The organism is Arthrobacter pigmenti (assembly GCF_011927905.1).
Lineage (GTDB): Bacteria > Actinomycetota > Actinomycetes > Actinomycetales > Micrococcaceae > Arthrobacter_D > Arthrobacter_D pigmenti.
The window spans coordinates 1,844,657-1,861,098 of record NZ_JAATJL010000001.1 but is presented as its reverse complement, the minus strand read 5'-3'; the positions used below and the strand labels follow the sequence as shown (position 1 = coordinate 1,861,098).

The following is a 16,442-nucleotide window of genomic DNA, read 5'->3' as shown; positions in this document are numbered from 1 at the left end:
TCTGGCGCCGTTACCTTTTTCGTAGCCCAGGATCAGGGTGTGTTGGCCGGTCCGTCCCGGGATGGTTTTTGCCCCCAGTCGTCAATGATCCGGGGTGGTGTCACCGGGACCGGCTTGGGGGCCGTTGATCGCTGATAGAGGCATGACAACAGGTCCTTCGTAACGTGGATGCCGACAACTGCCGCCGTTGACCAGCCAGCACATGACGGTGACGGTTGAACAAGGGAGCGCGTGTGGCGGTGACTCTGGATCAGCAGGACACAGACGTATTCATTGGATTGGGCGTCGGGAAATCCGGGTAGCCCTGGATCGATCATGGAAGAAGCTCTTCGATAAAGCCCGGCCCAACGACGAGACCAGGCGGGAGATCCTCGCCGACCTGAGCGGGCAAGGACAAATGCTGCTCGTCGTGGACCAGCCGGCCACCATAGGTGCACTGCCGGTCGAGGCTGCCAGAAGCATGCCTCACACGCTACGGTCCATCGCCCTAGATGATGAGATGCTGGCTGAGCTCGGAGTTTTTTTGTGCGGTTTCGATGACGACCTCGCGGCCCATTTCACCGCGACGTCCAACCGGATCCGCGGGCTACTGACCCAGATTCACCCAGCTCTGGAGCGTGCCCTTGGCCCACATCGCGATCATCCCGCAGTCGCGGACTTGCTAATCCGGTATCCGGCCTGAGTTGCACAGGTTGAGCGCGTTCTGAAAAGTTTTCGCAGGTCAGACGCTTGCGAGAGGTGTTTTTGGGGCACTAATCGGTAACCTGCTGAGGTGTTTCCATTCATTCGGAAGGTCAGGACGGCTTCGGGCGCGACTGCGGTGCAGATCGTGGAGAAGCGCGGTGGGGTCCGCCGGATCGTGGAGCATGTCGGATCTGCCCAGACGATACGAGCCTGGCGGTGTTGCTGCAGGCCGCGCGTGAGCGGTTGCATGAGGGCCAGCAAGCGTTCGATCTGGATCTCGGCGGGGACAAGACCGACCAAGCCTCCGGGGCTTCGTCCGCTGTCTCTTCGGCTGTGGTCACCGGCAGCGAATGTGAGGTGCTCTGGCAGGTGTTGACCGGCGCCTATACGCGGCTGGGCTTCGACATCTTGGGCGATGAGGCGTTCGCGGCGATGGTGCTGGCAAGGATCGTGGAGCCGGTCTCGAAGCTGGCCACGATCGGTGTCCTTGAAGAGTTGGGCGTGGACGCACCGCACCGCAACACGCTCACCGCAGCGTTGAAGCGCTCCCAAACACGTGACTACCGCGGCGCCCTGGTCACCGCATGGCGTATTCCGCCCAAACTACGGGCAGGCCGGCGATGGTGCTCTACGACGTGACAACTCTGCATTTCGAGAACAAGGACGAAGACGAGCTGCGCAAGGTCGGGATGAGCAAGGAGCACCGGATTGATCCGCAGGTCCAGGTCGGGTTGCTGGTCGATCCGGGTGGGTTCCCGTTGGAGGTGCACCTCTTCGAGGGCAATAAGGCCGAGACGACAACACTCATCCCGGTGCTGACGTCGTTCCAGGAACGGCATGGTGTCACGGACATGGTGGTTGTCGCTGATGCGGGGATGCTCTCCGCCGCGAACTTGAACGCTCTGGAGGATGCGGGGTTTGCCTTCATCGTCGGGTCTCGGCTGACCAAGGCACCCTATGATCTGGCTACGCATTTCCAGCGCCACGGCAACCACTTCGAAGACGGGCAGATCCTGGAATCCACCCGGTCGATGGGAACAGGGAAGGCCGAACGTGAGCGGCGGATCGTGTATCAGTGGTCGTTCAAACGCCAGAAGCGTGATGACCGCAATATCAACCTGATGATCGAGAAAGCCGAGCGAATCGCCGCGGGGAAGGCGCCGTTGAAGAAGGCCCGGTTCCTGAAGGTCACCGGCGCGGCCAAGGAGCTTGATCAGGCCACGATCGACCGTGCCCGGCAGCTCGCGGGTCTGAAAGGTTACGTCACCAACCTCGACATCAAGAAGATGCCTGGCGTCGCGGTTATCAACGCGTACCACGACCTATGGCAGGTCGAGGCGTCGTTCCGGATGGCCAAGAGCGACCTGAAAGCCCGGCCGGTCTTTCACCGCCAGGAAGAGGCAATCGAGGCGCACCTGACCGTCGTGTTCGCTGCACTGGCCATCGCCCGGCATCTGCAGGACACCACCGGAATATCGATCAAGAAACTCGTACGCACGCTCGGGCCCCTGCGAACCGTGACCATCAGGATCGGCAAACAAACCATCACAGCCGCCCCAAGCATCGGCGCCGACGCCCGAGAAATCCTCGACTGCCTACCAGCCATCAACGCGCCGGGGCACTAAGGCTGTGCAACTCAGGTCCGACGCCGGCCGCGCTGAAGACCACCGGCCGCGGACACGTCCGGGCTCGGCTGAAGAAGCGCGCGCCCCGGGCTGCAGAACGCCTAGCCCCGATTTTCATCGGGCGCCTGATAGGGCTTTTTGAGGGGGTGGTGGTTTGCTGCTGGTGTCTGCCGGTTTCAGGAGCGTGCGTTGGATGGCCCGTTGGGTCCCGTGGATGCGGTCCGGTTCCACGTCCGTTTGGTTTTACTCCTGGTCGTCGGGAGGGGTTTGGCTGCGTGGGTTTAGCCGGGCTTGAAGTGTTTGAGCGCGGTGATTGGCTTCAGGATCAGGTTGATGAGTTCTTTCTCCGGTGCTGATTCGGGGAGCAGGAGTCTGTGTCTGCTAGCTGTAGTGATGAGTTTCCCGGCGGTGGCGAACACGCGGTAGCGCCAGCGTTTGATATCCCAGAACGCTGCCCGGTGCCGGGTGGGCAGGCAGACGAGCTGGAGCCAAGCGGTGAGGTTGAAGGCCAGTACCGCGAGCATCGTCCAGGCCTGGTTGGCGGGGAATGAGTGGAACGATAGTTTGCTCTGGCCGGTGCTCTTCAGTCCCAACAGCACCAAGTACAAATCGGCGTCGACCGTGGCAGACACCACAATCATCCACTCATAACAACCGTGTATCCAGGGCGGAAACCCAGCACGCGAGGTACTTTCTATCGCCACGGAGCGTCAGCGACACTGAACCGCTAGTCCAGGAAGATACTGCGCCGGGATCAGTTTTTTGCTCACGCTAGCGGGGGAGGGAGGGCTTAGAGATCCTGCCTACTCAGTTCAGTCGCGCGGTGCGAATTCAATGTGGTAAGGCCTGAACAATTCCGGGGAGGTGGTTGTGACACGCCTATGGGCGGAATCCCGAGTCATGCCTTTGGCTCATTCAGGCTTTGGTAGCATGGCATCTGGTTCTCTCGCACCCTATGTACACTCACGAGATCGCGGGTCTATGAAGTTTAAGATTGTCAATTTCCATGCCCATCGGATCAGTGGTTGGGTGTACGAGCCGGATGCCGATCAAGGAAATGTGGTCTTGGACCTCATGATCAATGGCGAAACAGTCTCCGTCCTTAGCTGCAACATCTTCCGCGACGAACTTTCGACTGAGGAGTTCAGCACCCGAAACGTGGGTTTCCTCGGAAACCTGCCTCCGCAGTTCTGGACTGGTGAAGAATACGACGTCGCCCTAATCCATCGTGGGACAGGTGATGTGCTCACACAGAAGAGGTTGCGTACAGTCGATTCCCGAGTCGAAGGTACGGAAGATCTCCACGCCGACTTCATGGTTACCTCACGCGGCCAAGTGCTCGGGTGGGCAAGCACTAACAACCGGCCAGCTTGTGCCCGAGTGATTGTGGACGGGAAGGTCATCGACCAAGCGCAAACCGACCGGCGAGTCCTTCCCTGGAAACGCGAGACGGTAAAGTTCAACGGTCCCGTCGGATATATGTACGGCGCGCAAATTCATTCCGAGTTCTTCGACGGTAGGGTACACCGCGTACAAATCCTCGCTGGTAGTGAGCCTCACGCTTCCGTGTCCGTCTTTGATCAGACACTGGCGCTTGCGGAGATGCATCGCCACGCAGCAGAGCGCGAAGCTCAGCGCCTCGTGCAGAGTGCACGCGAAACCGCCTCGACTTGGTTGAAACAAGCCCGAGTCCGTACCGAGATCTGCGTTGCCCATGTGGAACTGACGAAATGCTATGCCTCCGTCACCTTGACGGGTCAGACGCAGCACCGGCGTCTAGTACTGCGTCTGGGTAAAACTGAGGTAATCCTCAGCGCACTTACAGAGCAGCTTGAAGGTGTTCCTGAGGCGGCGGGGACAGCGCGTTATGCTTGCGAAATTCCCTTCGAGAGCCGCTTCACCGACCCTATGCGGTTGTTCACGCCCGGAGCTGAGTTCGGCAACACCTTTGACCTCCGTCTAGGAGATGCCACTGGTCGCCGGCCCGCGGGGCTTCCCGAAACTGTAAATCAGGTCGACGGCGGTGAATTCCTGCTCTCAGCAACTGTTCTCGACGGCGGGGCGTTCACCGGGTGGGCATTTCACACGGCCGATCTCGACTCTCCGGTCGAGCTCGTCCTGCGTGAAGTCGTTGAGTCAGGAGAGGTGGACATTCAACGGTCCTCGGCTGTCTTGAAGAACAGTGACTCCAAATCGAAACATGGCATCCGCCATGCCGGATACGCGCTGGCACTGCCCTCCTCAGTTCTGGAGCGCCGTACTGCCCACCTGCGCCTCGTTGCTCTCCACCCACGGGGTGAGGAGCGGATGCTCTGGGAGAATAAAGCCTTCCTGGCAGCCGACAGTCTCCTGCTTGGTCAAGCGCTGCGGGAGGAGGAGCGAATGGCTGACCTCGCATCGTTGATACATGCGGGTATGGAAAAAGTCGCCTCTGTTATTGAGTCCAATAAGGGATACGACCACATCCTCGGTTCAAGGTTGGATAAGCCTGAGTACGCAAGAATCGCATCCAACTCGGCGGGGCTACTTTGCGATGGCGATGAACTGCAAGCTCTTTTCAGGAAGAGAGTGAAAACATACCGTCAGCGAGTATGTGTCCTTCCAGAAGAGGTGGCGAAAAACAAAATAATCTGTTACGCGTCCACGTCAAATAATCGACGAGAAGTTGCGCACCTGTCGAAGATGCTCAAAAAGCAGATGCTAGACGATAGTATTCCGAATCTATGTGACTATACTCAGCGCAAATCGAACCGCGAACTCCCAAGAGTTCGCGAAGCGATTACTGCCGCGTTTGGCCAGTTTCTGGCTCGACGAGAAGGAATAAGTCGGGGCCTACTGCACCAACTCCTAAACTATGGCGGCTTCTTCCTAACTGCGTATGAGGTACTTGAGGGTAGTGCCTGCGGCACTTTCGTAGTTGCCAATGACCACTCACCCGCACCCGTTGCCTATGCGAAGGCGGCCGCTCACTTCAATAAGCGGGTCGTATATGTGCAGCATGCTGAAGTCACCGCGAACTTCCCCGCTTTGGACTTTGATCTATCTATCCTACGAAACAAGGCTTCTCTGAGAACATACCGCGAAATAGGCCGCATCAGCGGGGAGACGCTGATCAGCGCGCGCGGAGACATGATGGCACGCTCCGCGTTAGTCGAATCTACACGAAACGAGCTCAAGAAGCGCGCTCAATTACCCGCGCTGATCTACCCCACCAGTGTTAGTAGTACTACCGAAATACTTCGTCTATACCAGTCTCTGGCATCTCATCCAGCAGTTTCAGAGATCGCAGTGAAGCTTCACCCGTCGGCAAAGAATGATGATATCTACCGCGACCACGGCATGCGTATTATGCGTGACACCCCGACTTACGCGCACTTGGCGGTTTGTGGGAATTCATCGGTCGCCGTAGAGCTTCTTGCTACGGGTAGCCTTGTCTATCAATGCTTCGATATTGATCAAATAGCACCGGATTACTATGGTTTCGTCAGCCAGGGCCTGGTTGGGAGCGTGAGTATAGCGGATATCGCCGAGGGAGCGTGGCGACCGGGCCAAGACCTACCGGTCCAGATACCGTTACTAGACGACTTCATTCCGAATCCAGACAGTGTCGATGGAATTGTTGAGCACCTCAAGACGCCGCGATTGTTGCTCCAGAACTGCACCGGGAGCTCGTTAGAGGTCGGCGTGGAGCGTCGCATGAGAGAGGAGGAGCGACTCCTTCGAGATTTGTTCTGTTCGCCGGCGGCGTTTTCGCCAGAGTCGGAGAAACGAACGTTTGTTACGTACGACTACGACGACTGGTGGGTGATTGGGGTACTTAACGCTGCGTTCGACCGGCGTGAAGTTTACCTTGATTCTGCATATGGCGCGGTTGATGTTAATTCAGCTCACTCGACCATTGGATTTTGGCTAGCCGCAAAAACGATCGAGTGGACTGGTAGAATTCCTACTTCCGTCGGACTGGATAGTCTGGCGGAATTCGTCGATCAGTACAACCGCAATGTGCGAGCGCGGAAATGGCTCGAAGCGAAACTTTTTGATCTAATCATCCGATTCGGCGAGCCTCCTCAACTTATACGATTCTTGAGTCGCGCAAGATATGTATCAAAGACAACGTTGACTGCAAATAAAAACGTTGCGTTCTATCGGTATATGAAAAGACATCCCGAGTGGAAAGAAGAGCTTCGCAAGCTGTATGACCCGGAGTTTGCCGACCTAGCGTCGCTCGACAAGCTCAAAATATCGGTCCAAGGTCTACGAGAAATCGATGGACGCTTGGAGTACTCGAAGTTCCAGGACGTGGAGAAGGTGTTCTTGGAATCCCACCCAATTATTGCTGACGAGTATAATAAGTATGTAGTTTCGACATACAAGTTGCTAGGTGAGCGTGTCAGGTTCATCGACGTGGAGCGAAACGAGCAGGAGCGCCAAGCCGTATTCAATCTAATTCGTGACCGAATTTCTACACGGACCGGATTCGCCTTTATACGTCTCAGCGATGGAGAAGGAATTATATTCAAAGACGATTCTAATTTCTTCTCATTGTCCGATATTGCGAACAGGCAACGCCACTGGTGGGGCCAAGAGATACCGCAAGACATTTTGGACGAACTAATTCGTGACCTCCAAGCTTCCGTGCGATCTTCAGACCTACTCGGCATTCCGAGCGTTTACCGATTCGTCCGGGACCACTCGCACAGGACAACCTCACTCGGTCAGACATTGCAGGGTAGAGGTCTTCTTTCGGTACTCCAAGGGTTATCTCAGTATGATGATCCAGGGAAACTCTACACGGATGATAAGGCCAATATCGTCCTTTTCACCGATCCCGATAATATTCACAAGTTGGCTAGAGCTGCCAACAAGTTAGTTGTGGTGTCTAGTGGATCACCGGATTCGGTCGACTCGATGTTTGGTAGAGACGGTTACAGAATGATACACATAGCTGTACCCACTCACAACAAAACCCGAACAAATCCCAAGTACCATTCTGACGGTAGACCCTTACCGTTTACTTATCGCGCCGTGAATTCACGACTGACAGAAGTTGTGGAACCAGGCGACTTGGTTCTAGTCGGTGCAGGTGTTGCAGGGAAAGTGTTTGTTGCGACTGCAAAGAAGGCGGGGGCAGTAGGTCTGGACATTGGTAGCGCTATGGATCAGTTGCTCGATGCAGGAATTCATTCACTTTTCTAGATAGGAGAAAGCTCTGTGCTCGAAAATTCAACAATATTGGTGACGGGCGGAACAGGTTCGTTCGGTCACAAATTTATCCCTATGACGCTTCAGAAATATCGACCTAAGAAGATTATCGTCCTGTCGCGTGATGAGATGAAGCAGTGGGAGATGGCGAAAAAGTTCAAGGATGATCACAGAGTCCGGTTCTTTCTGGGTGACGTCCGAGACAGGGATCGGATCTATCGTGCGCTTGACGGTGTCGATTACGTTATCCATGCTGCCGCCACTAAAATTGTTCCAACTGCGGAATACAACCCATTTGAATGCGTCAAGACGAATGTTGTCGGCGCTATGAACTTGATAGACGCGTGCATAGATAAAGGGGTGAAGCGCGTCGTCGCTTTGTCTACAGACAAGGCCAGCAGCCCAGTGAATCTTTATGGTGCCACCAAATTGACCTCCGATAAATTGTTCGTGGCTGGAAATTCATACGCAGGCGGGCACGAAACACGTTTTTCTGTGGTGCGTTATGGAAACGTAATGGGTTCGCGAGGCTCTGTCATTCCGTTTTTTCTCACCGAACGCTCAGAGGGGGTTCTTCCAATCACCCATCCGGACATGACGCGTTTTATGATTTCGTTGGAGCAGGGGGTTGAGTTGGTCTGGCACGCGTTGTCGGACATGGAGGGCGGAGAAATCTACGTTAAAAAGATTCCCTCAATGAAGGTAACCGCGCTCGGTGAGGTCGTAGCGCCCGGTGTGAAGCAGGAAATTGTGGGCATTAGACCCGGTGAAAAGCTCCATGAACAAATGATCGGTTCGGAAGACGCCCCGTACACCTATGAGTATGGGGAGCACTTCAAAATACTTCCGGCCATCAACAGCTGGGATAAGGACGCCAATCGGATTAAAGACGGTCGACTCGTGGCCGAGGACTTCACGTACGCCAGCGACAACAACCCTGAATGGATGGAACCCGGCACACTCCAGCATTGGTTGGAGTCCAATTGGAGTCAGATCGGAGCAATCTGATGCTTCCGTACGGGCGCCAAGATATTCGGACCGAAGATATCGATGCGGTAGTTGCGGTGTTGCAATCGGATTTCTTGACTCAGGGTCCAGTGGTACCCGCCTTCGAAGGGGCAGTTGCCAAAAAGGTGGGTGCCCAACACGGGGTGGCTACGAACAGTGCCACGTCAGCACTGCACGTCGCATGCCTGGCGCTCGGCCTTGGTCCGGGTGATAGCTTATGGACCACCCCAAATACGTTTGTTGCGTCGGCCAATTGTGCGATTTACTGCGGAGCTAAGGTAGATTTTGTGGACATAGATCCATACACCTACAACATGTCGGTGGTCGCCTTGGAGCAGAAGCTACGCTCCGCTGCAGCGTGCGGAGACCTCCCGAGGATTCTAGTTTTGGTTCATTTCGCCGGCGAACCATGCGACCTTGAGGCTATCGCCTCGTTGGCCACTCAATATGGGGTGCGAATTATTGAGGATGCTTCGCACGCCGTCGGCGGTAAATATCGCGACCACTATATCGGAAGTGGAAGATACAGCGACATCACCATTTTCAGTTTCCATCCTGTGAAGATCATCACCACGGCTGAGGGCGGGCTCGCACTGACGGGCGACGCTGGCCTGGCTGATCGAATGCGACTTTATAGGAGTCATGGTGTGACTCGGGACCCTGGTTTGATGGAGAGTGAGTCCGCAGGCGCGTGGTATTACGAGCAGGTCGCTCTCGGATTCAACTATCGGATGACGGAACTGCAGGCGGCTCTAGGGCTCGCGCAGCTGGACCGGTTGGATGACTATGTTGCCCGCAGACATGCGTTGGCTGACCGATATGACGAACTGCTTAGCAGCGTGCCAGTAGTCACCCCCACGCGCGGCCACGATCGGTACTCCGCACTGCACCTCTACCCCGTCTGTCTCAAGAGTCCGGACGTCCGAGAAACTGTTTTCAACGGGCTGCGGTCTCGCGGAGTAGGTGTGAATGTCCATTACATTCCCGTACATACACAGCCGTTCTACCAAGCTCGAGGATTTCAGTGGGGGGATTTTCCGGCGGCTGAATCCTACTACCGAAGGACAATCTCACTGCCACTGTTCCCGGCGATGACCGACGATGACTTAGCTACGGTGGTAGGCGCTTTGGAAGAGACGTTGGAATCCGTGTGAAGCGCTATCTGGTCATCACGACCTACCCGGCTCAAGGCTCTCGGAACATCGGTGACTATCTCATTACACAGTCACTTGTGTCCTTGATCCAGCGTTCGGCGCCGGGCGATGTTGTCGTCGAGGTGGTTTGGCGTGCGGCGCCGTGGAAAGACGTCGTCTCCTTGATCGAGAGATCAGACCACGTCTTCTTCGCCTGTCTGGCGATCCGATCGGATATGGAGAAAACCACTTATCCCTATGCGCGCCGCTTATTGGAGAGCGGTGTGCCATACTCTATTCTCGCTGCGGGCACTGATCTTCCCGTCAAAGGCAATTCTGATTTCTGCGGCGCGATCGACTCCGGGAGCCTCGACCTGTTGCGAGTAATGAGCGAAGGGGCGCGCATATTTACGACTAGAGGCATTCTCACACAGAATTTTTGCCTGGGTGTAGGCATAAAATCGGCCGTATACCATGGCGATATATCTTTTTTTGCGCCTGAGTCGGATGATCGGGAATTTACATTCCCGGAAGAAGTTCGTTCAATTGTATTGTCAGATCCTCATCGACCGGAAAAATACCTGTCATCATTCTCCGCGCTCGTGGCGGGAATTAGGTGTGTTTTCCCGGACGCTTCATTGTCTGTCGCTCTTCATGGCGTCAATGACCTAATTCAGAAATATTGTGTTGAAGAAAAGTTGGACTGCGAGGAGATATTCAAAAGTCCAGCTCGCGGGCTCGAGTTTTATAACAAGTTCGACCTCCATGTTGGATATCGGGTACACGGACACGTGAACGCCCTAAATCGTCGGATGCCGTCGTATTTGCTTGAGCAGGACGGGCGCGGGGCGGACTACGGCTTGAGTCTCTCCCGTAAACTGAGCGTCCCGAACTACTTGCAATACTTCCCGACATCGGCTGGCGGTATCGCGCCTCTGGAGGCCTCCATATCGGCTCCCCAACAGGTTATTAGTATGATGTATCAGGATTCGGTTGACGGCTACTCCCGGTTTTCGGGCCTCGGTGCTGAGCTCGCAGAGATCAGTCGTCGTGCCGAGCGAACAGTGCGCGCCATCGTAGATCCCTCGTGATGGAGTTGTTGGAAAGATGAGTCTTTGTGTGATTCCGGCTCGTGGTGGGAGCAAGCGCATTCCACGAAAAAATGTTCGTGAGTTCTCAGGTCGACCCATGATTAGCTGGTCTATACGGGCGGCCCTAGACAGCAGTATCTTCGATCGGGTCGTGGTATCTACGGATGATGAGCATATTCGCGAGATTGCTATTTCGGCTGGGGCGGAAGTCCCATTCATGAGGCCAGCCGAGTACTCGACCGACTTCGCAGGAACTATCCCCGTCGTCGCGCATGCGATCCAGTCGCTGGGTCTTGATACTGGTCTTGTTTGCTGCCTGTATGCGACGGCGCCTTTTGTCGAATCGCGAGATTTGGTGACTGGCAGGGAGGCGCTGGAATCGGTGGCGAGCGCGGACTATGCAGTGGCTGTCACAACCTATGAGTTTCCAATCCAGCGTGCTCTTCGGTCGAGCGCAGACGGGCGCTTACGACTCTTCACGCCGGAATACGAAACCTCTCGCTCTCAGGACCTCGAGGAGTCCTGGCATGATGCTGGACAGTTCTACTGGGGCCGAGCGTCCGCATGGCGTGAGCAAGTGCCAATATTCGCGAGCGGCGCGGTTCCCGTGGTCTTGCCCAGGTACCGAGTGCAAGACATTGACACCTTGGAAGATTGGGAACGCGCAGAATGGATGTTCAGTGCCCTCAGACGCAAGAAGAATGAAGACGTTGGTTGAGGCTTCGGTGAGATTACCTACTATGCCTTTGGACGTCACGGTAGTCTTCCGTGTTGACGCCTCGACGAAAATCGGGTCGGGCCACGTCATGCGTTGCCTTACTCTTGCCGAGGAACTGGCCTGGGGAGGCCGAGATTGTCTGTTCGTGTGTCGAGCGACTTCCGGTGATTTGGCTTCAGCAATTCGGGCGCGAGGGTTTGTCGTCGTTTCTATGGAACGCGCCGTGACGGCGCCTATTCAGCGAACGGGATCCAATGAAAGCTATGAGGACTGGCTGGTAGGTGGATGGCGCCAAGATTTAGATCAGACCCTTGCTTCGTTGGTTCAAGTGAGATTCCAATGGCTAATAGTGGACCATTATGGGATTGACCATCGGTGGGAGACCGCGTTCCGGGCCTCTCGACCATCGGTGCGAATCGCTTGTATCGACGACCTTGCCGATCGGGTTCACGATTGTGATTTACTTCTGGATCAGAATTTGGGCCGTAGACCGCATGATTACGCTCAGCTTGTTCCTCCTGGTTGCAAGATCTTGGTAGGAACGAGTTATGCACTTGTGCGATCAGAGTTCCGAGAGGCACGGGCTGCGAGTTTGGTTCGCAGGCAAACTCTGCAACGTCCGAGGCGCGTACTCATCAACTTTGGAGGCGTCGACAGCGGGAACGTTACTGAAGACGTGCTCGACGCGTTGGCCCACGTGCCCGGGTCACATTCATTGCGGGTCGACATCGTGATGGGGTTGGCAGCCCCACACCTGAAAGCGGTTCTGCGAGCGGCGGATCGCTCGCAGTTCGATACGAAAGTTCACGTCGACACGACGAGAATGGCATACCTGATGACAATGGCGGATGTGGCCGTCGGTGCTGGTGGGGGGACAAGCTGGGAACGATGCTGTCTGGGGCTACCAAGCCTAGTGCTCGAGATAGCGCTAAACCAGCGAGATGTCGTGCGCCAACTCGCGAGTCACGACGTTGCTTACGTTGTAGATCAGACTTCGCTTGTACGGTCGCTCCTTACCGCGTGGAAAAAAATCCAAAGTGGCGAGCGGCTGCTCGAAATGAGCAAGAACGCTTCCACTTTGGTCGTAGGGAACGGTGCGAGCCTGGTTGCTGAATCAATTATCAGAGGGACGGCACATGAGACCCGCTAGCGTCTTACGAAGTATGGTTCTCGACGACCTTCCCATAGTGCTTGGTTGGAGGAATCACCCTGAGGTTCAACGGTACATGTACACCCAGCACGAGATCACGTCGACCGAGCATAGGTTGTGGTTCAAACGCCTACAGGAGTCGCCACTAGAGCACCCTCTAGTTCTCGAAGCTGGCGCAGAAAGGCTCGGTTATGCGCGGATACACATCGTTGACCAATTGGCGGGACGGGCGGAGTGGGGCTTCTACCGTGCTCCGGAAGCGCCGCGAGGAACCGGATCGGACTTATGTGCAAGCGTCCTACAGCACGCTTTCGGGCAACTTGGACTTCACAAGATCTGGGGTGAGGTCGTATCCACCAACGAACCATCTGTGGCCCTTCACCGCAAGCTAGGATTTCGTGAGGAAGCGCGCCTCCGTGACCACTATTTTGATGGAGACAAATATCAGGACTCGTTAGGGTTCGGCTTGTTGGAATCAGAGTGGTGCAAAAATCTAGGAGTTCAGTAATGTCAAATGTAGATTCAATGTTCATAAATGGTCGTGAGATTTCACACAAAGTTCCTCCGTATATCATTGCCGAACTTTCGGCGAATCATAACGGTAAAATTGAAAACGCTTACCGTATAATTGATGAAGCCAAATTAGCTGGAGCGCATGCCGTAAAGCTACAGACGTATCGACCCGATACCATCACACTCGATAGTAGCCGGGAGGATTTTGTCATTTCAGGTGGTCTTTGGGATGGTCGGACTTTATATGAACTGTACGAAGAGGCTCACATGCCATGGGAATGGCACAAACCTCTATTTGATTATGCGAAAAAGATTGGTATTACGATCTTCAGTTCACCGTTCGACCGTTCCGCCGTGGACCTCTTGGAAGACCTGAACGCGCCTGCATACAAGATTGCTTCGTTCGAGGCTGTCGACCTGCCTCTCATCCAGTACGTGGCGCAGACCGGAAAGCCCTTAATTATCTCCACCGGTATGGCGGACGAAGAGGAAATTGCCGAAGCCATCGCGGCAGCTAGGGAAGGTGGGTGTAGGTCCTTGGCAATCTTGCATTGCGTGAGCGGCTACCCGGCACCTGCAGCGGACTACAACCTGCACACACTTTCCGATATGAGAAAAAGGTTTGGCGTCGTTACGGGGCTTTCCGACCATACCATCGATAATGTGACCGCTGTTACAAGCGTCGCGATGGGGGCTAGCTTGATTGAGAAGCACATTACTCTGGATCGTGCTGGAGGAGGGCCGGACGACAGTTTTTCGCTAGAACCCGAAGATTTGGTCGCATTGTGCAGGGACACGCACACTGCTTGGCGCTCACTAGGAGCTGTTAACTACGGACGAAAATCCAGCGAGTCCAGCAACGCGCAGTTCCGGCGTTCTCTGTACTTTGTGCGGGATATCGAGGAGGGACAGGTAGTGCTCCCTGAGTACGTGAGAAGCGTTCGCCCAGGGTATGGCCTGCCTCCTAAGGCCATCGACCAGGTGTTGGGCCGAACACTGAATCGACGAGTAGAAAAGAATACCCCGGTCACCGAAGAGGTGCTGAACTAGGATCTTTGTTTTGAGATCAATGATGTCGTTGTCATACGCAATGTTTGTGGGTGGGGCGAGAGAATCCAACTGCCAGAGAATCATCCTTACAGGTTTCCAATCTGGCAGCAGGGCTCCGCTGGGTTCTGCTCTCGTTAAGCTATGAGAGCGTGATTCGTTGAACTGTTGTGGAATAGCCCGATCGTTGTCGATACCTCCGGTCCGCATGCCGCACTCCGATATTGGTGCAGACACGCCCTGCTACAGCATGAACTCTGAGCAGGGCGCGGATGGCCGCCGCGGTATGGCCAGTGCGGTCTGCCTTGGGAGATGGGTTCTCGGGTGCGAGGATTCGTCGGATCTGAGACGCCACGGCATGGTCCAGTGCAGTTGACATCAGGGGAGTGTTCAATCTCCCCGTCGGTCGACCGGTGCCCAAGATTCGGTACTTATAATAGCGCAGAGCTATAAAGTCCCTCCGCTGCCTTGTGGAGAAACGTGGTGCGCTCGGCTCAGAGTGGTCGAACGCGATCCGACTTGACTCGTGCCATCGGTTGAGAGTTTCCGGAGGCGCATGCCTCTGACCTGCGGGTTCGTTCTAGTCGGGGGTGTGAAATGGTCACTAAAAGTCGGTGGGTGGGTAGCCTAGCTGGGTGGCTTCACGGGTCGTACGGAAAGTGAGGACCGCGTCCGGGGCGGGCGCGGTCCAGATCATCTCGCGTCAGGGCGGCAAGGTCATTGGCATCGATCATGTCGGTTCCGCGCATTCTGACGGGGATCTCGCGTTGCTGCTGGCGACGGCGCAAGCGCGGTTGTATCCGGGGCAGGAAGGAAGCGCTGGATCTGGGAGATGTGCCGCGGGTAGCAGCCAGCGTCAATGATGTGGCGGACTGGACCGCTCCCAGATACCTGCCAGTGCCGGCTCCGACGGGGCGTCCGCGTGTGGTGCGCGGTGGCGGTCGACTGGTTTCTACGTCCTCGTTGGTGTTGTGGGATGTGCTGCGAAGCGCTTACACCCACTTGGGATTCGACACCCTTGGTGATGAGGCGTTCACCGCGATGGTGCTGGCACGGATTATTGAGCCGGCCTCCAAAGCGGACACGCTGCGGGTGCTGGAGGAAGTCGGTGTTCCGTGTCCGAGCCTTCGCACGCTATTCCGTTCGCTGGCGCGGTGTCAGGAAGGCGATTACCGCGGCCAGCTGGCCTCTGCGGCGTTGGCGCACTCGTTACGCACCACGGGACGTCCCGCCCTGGTGCTTTATGACGTGACAACGGTGCACTTTGAGAACAAGGACGAAGATGACCTGCGCAAGGTCGGCATGAGCAAGGAACACCGCATCGACCTGCAGGTCCAGGTCGGGTTGCTCGTCGACCCGGGCGGGTTCCCGCTTGAAGTGCATCTGTTCGAGGGCAACAAGGCGGAGACTACAACGATCGTGCCCGTTCTGGAGCAGTTCCAGAAACGCCACGGGATCACTGACATGGTGGTCGTCGCCGATGCCGGGATGCTCTCGGCAGCGAATCTGAATGCTTTGGAGGACGGTGGATTCTCCTTCATCGTTGGGTCCCGGCTGACCAAAGCTCCCTATGATCTGGCCGAGCATTTCCAGCGCCACGGCAACTACTTCCAGGACGGGCAGATCCTGGAATGTACCCGCTCAATGGGTACCGGGAAGGCCGAACGCGAGCGGCGGATCGTTTATTAGTGGTCGTTCAAACGGCAGAAGCGCGATGACCGGAACATCAACCTCATGATCGACAAAGCAGAACGGATCGCTGCCGGGAAAGCCCCGCTGAAGAAGGCCAGGTTCCTAAAAGTCACCGGCGCGGCCAAGGAGCTCGACCAAGCCACGGTTGACCGCGCCAGGCAGCTCTCCGGGTTGAAAGGCTACGTCACGAACATCGATGCCGAGAAGATGCCCGGCGCGGCGGTGATCAACTCGTACCACGACCTATGGCAGGTCGAAGCCTCGTTCCGGATGACCAAGAGCGACCTCAAAGCGCGTCCCGTTTTCCACCGTGAACGCGACGCGATCGAGTCACACCTGACCATCGTTTTCGCTGCCCTGGCCATCAGCTGGCACCTGCAGGAGCTCACAGGCATGTCGATCGAAGATCGTTCGCACGCTGCGAACCGCTCGATCAGCAACGATCGAAGTTGACGGCCATCAGATGTCCCTCGACCCGGAACTCTCCACCCCTGCCCAAGAGATCCTCAACCGCCTCGAAAACGGTCACTAAACCAAGTGGCACGAGTCAGGCCCGAGGCCGACGGGTCAATCGGCGAA

Annotated in this window: 9 protein-coding genes and 3 pseudogenes; 11 read left to right on the top strand and 1 reads right to left on the bottom strand. The window is 56.0% G+C overall.

Annotation, left to right across the window (positions count from 1 at the left end):
• Positions 1–233: 233 nt before the first annotated feature.
• Together BJ994_RS08580 and BJ994_RS08575 are read left to right on the top strand one after the other, a co-directional pair.
• Positions 234–679, top strand: a pseudogene (locus BJ994_RS08580) (IS110 family transposase); the annotation flags it as partial.
• A gap of 93 nt (positions 680–772) precedes the next feature.
• Positions 773–2,309: pseudogene (locus tag BJ994_RS08575) on the top strand (IS1634 family transposase).
• 281 nt (positions 2,310–2,590) lie between these two features.
• Here BJ994_RS08575 and BJ994_RS08570 read toward each other — a convergent pair.
• Positions 2,591–2,941 (bottom strand): transposase, encoded by a 351-nt coding sequence (locus BJ994_RS08570; protein WP_167993343.1) that lies wholly within the window; start codon positions 2,939–2,941, stop codon positions 2,591–2,593.
• Positions 2,942–3,290: 349 nt separating this feature from the next.
• Between BJ994_RS08570 and BJ994_RS08565 the strand changes: the two genes are divergently transcribed.
• From BJ994_RS08565 to BJ994_RS18535, 9 genes and pseudogenes are all read left to right on the top strand, one after another.
• Positions 3,291–7,505, top strand: coding sequence for a hypothetical protein (locus BJ994_RS08565; protein ID WP_167993340.1), 4,215 nt, complete (start codon positions 3,291–3,293; stop codon positions 7,503–7,505).
• A 15-nt stretch (positions 7,506–7,520) separates the two neighbouring features.
• Entirely contained in the window at positions 7,521–8,519 is a 999-nt protein-coding gene (pseB, locus tag BJ994_RS08560; protein WP_167993338.1) for a UDP-N-acetylglucosamine 4,6-dehydratase (inverting), read from the top strand.
• Positions 8,519–9,673: a UDP-4-amino-4,6-dideoxy-N-acetyl-beta-L-altrosamine transaminase gene (gene pseC / locus BJ994_RS08555; protein WP_167993335.1), complete on the top strand. Its 1,155-nt coding sequence runs from the start codon at positions 8,519–8,521 to the stop codon at positions 9,671–9,673. The genes pseB and pseC overlap by 1 nt, the downstream gene beginning before the upstream one ends.
• Complete coding sequence (locus BJ994_RS08550) at positions 9,670–10,743, top strand: polysaccharide pyruvyl transferase family protein (protein WP_167993334.1); 1,074 nt, start codon at positions 9,670–9,672, stop codon at positions 10,741–10,743. Before pseC ends, BJ994_RS08550 begins: the two co-directional genes overlap by 4 nt.
• A 16-nt stretch (positions 10,744–10,759) precedes the next feature.
• On the top strand, positions 10,760–11,461 hold the full coding sequence (pseF, locus tag BJ994_RS18550) for a pseudaminic acid cytidylyltransferase (RefSeq protein ID WP_167993333.1): 702 nt from the start codon (positions 10,760–10,762) through the stop codon (positions 11,459–11,461).
• Complete coding sequence (gene pseG / locus BJ994_RS18545; protein WP_425339376.1) at positions 11,445–12,611, top strand: UDP-2,4-diacetamido-2,4,6-trideoxy-beta-L-altropyranose hydrolase; 1,167 nt, start codon at positions 11,445–11,447, stop codon at positions 12,609–12,611. Before pseF ends, pseG begins: the two co-directional genes overlap by 17 nt.
• Complete coding sequence (gene pseH, locus BJ994_RS18540; RefSeq protein WP_425339375.1) at positions 12,598–13,119, top strand: UDP-4-amino-4,6-dideoxy-N-acetyl-beta-L-altrosamine N-acetyltransferase; 522 nt, start codon at positions 12,598–12,600, stop codon at positions 13,117–13,119. Before pseG ends, pseH begins: the two co-directional genes overlap by 14 nt.
• Positions 13,119–14,174: a pseudaminic acid synthase gene (pseI, locus tag BJ994_RS08530; protein WP_167993330.1), complete on the top strand. Its 1,056-nt coding sequence runs from the start codon at positions 13,119–13,121 to the stop codon at positions 14,172–14,174. Before pseH ends, pseI begins: the two co-directional genes overlap by 1 nt.
• Before the next feature lie 632 nt (positions 14,175–14,806).
• A pseudogene (locus BJ994_RS18535) lies at positions 14,807–16,395 on the top strand (IS1634 family transposase).
• Positions 16,396–16,442: the final 47 nt, after the last annotated feature.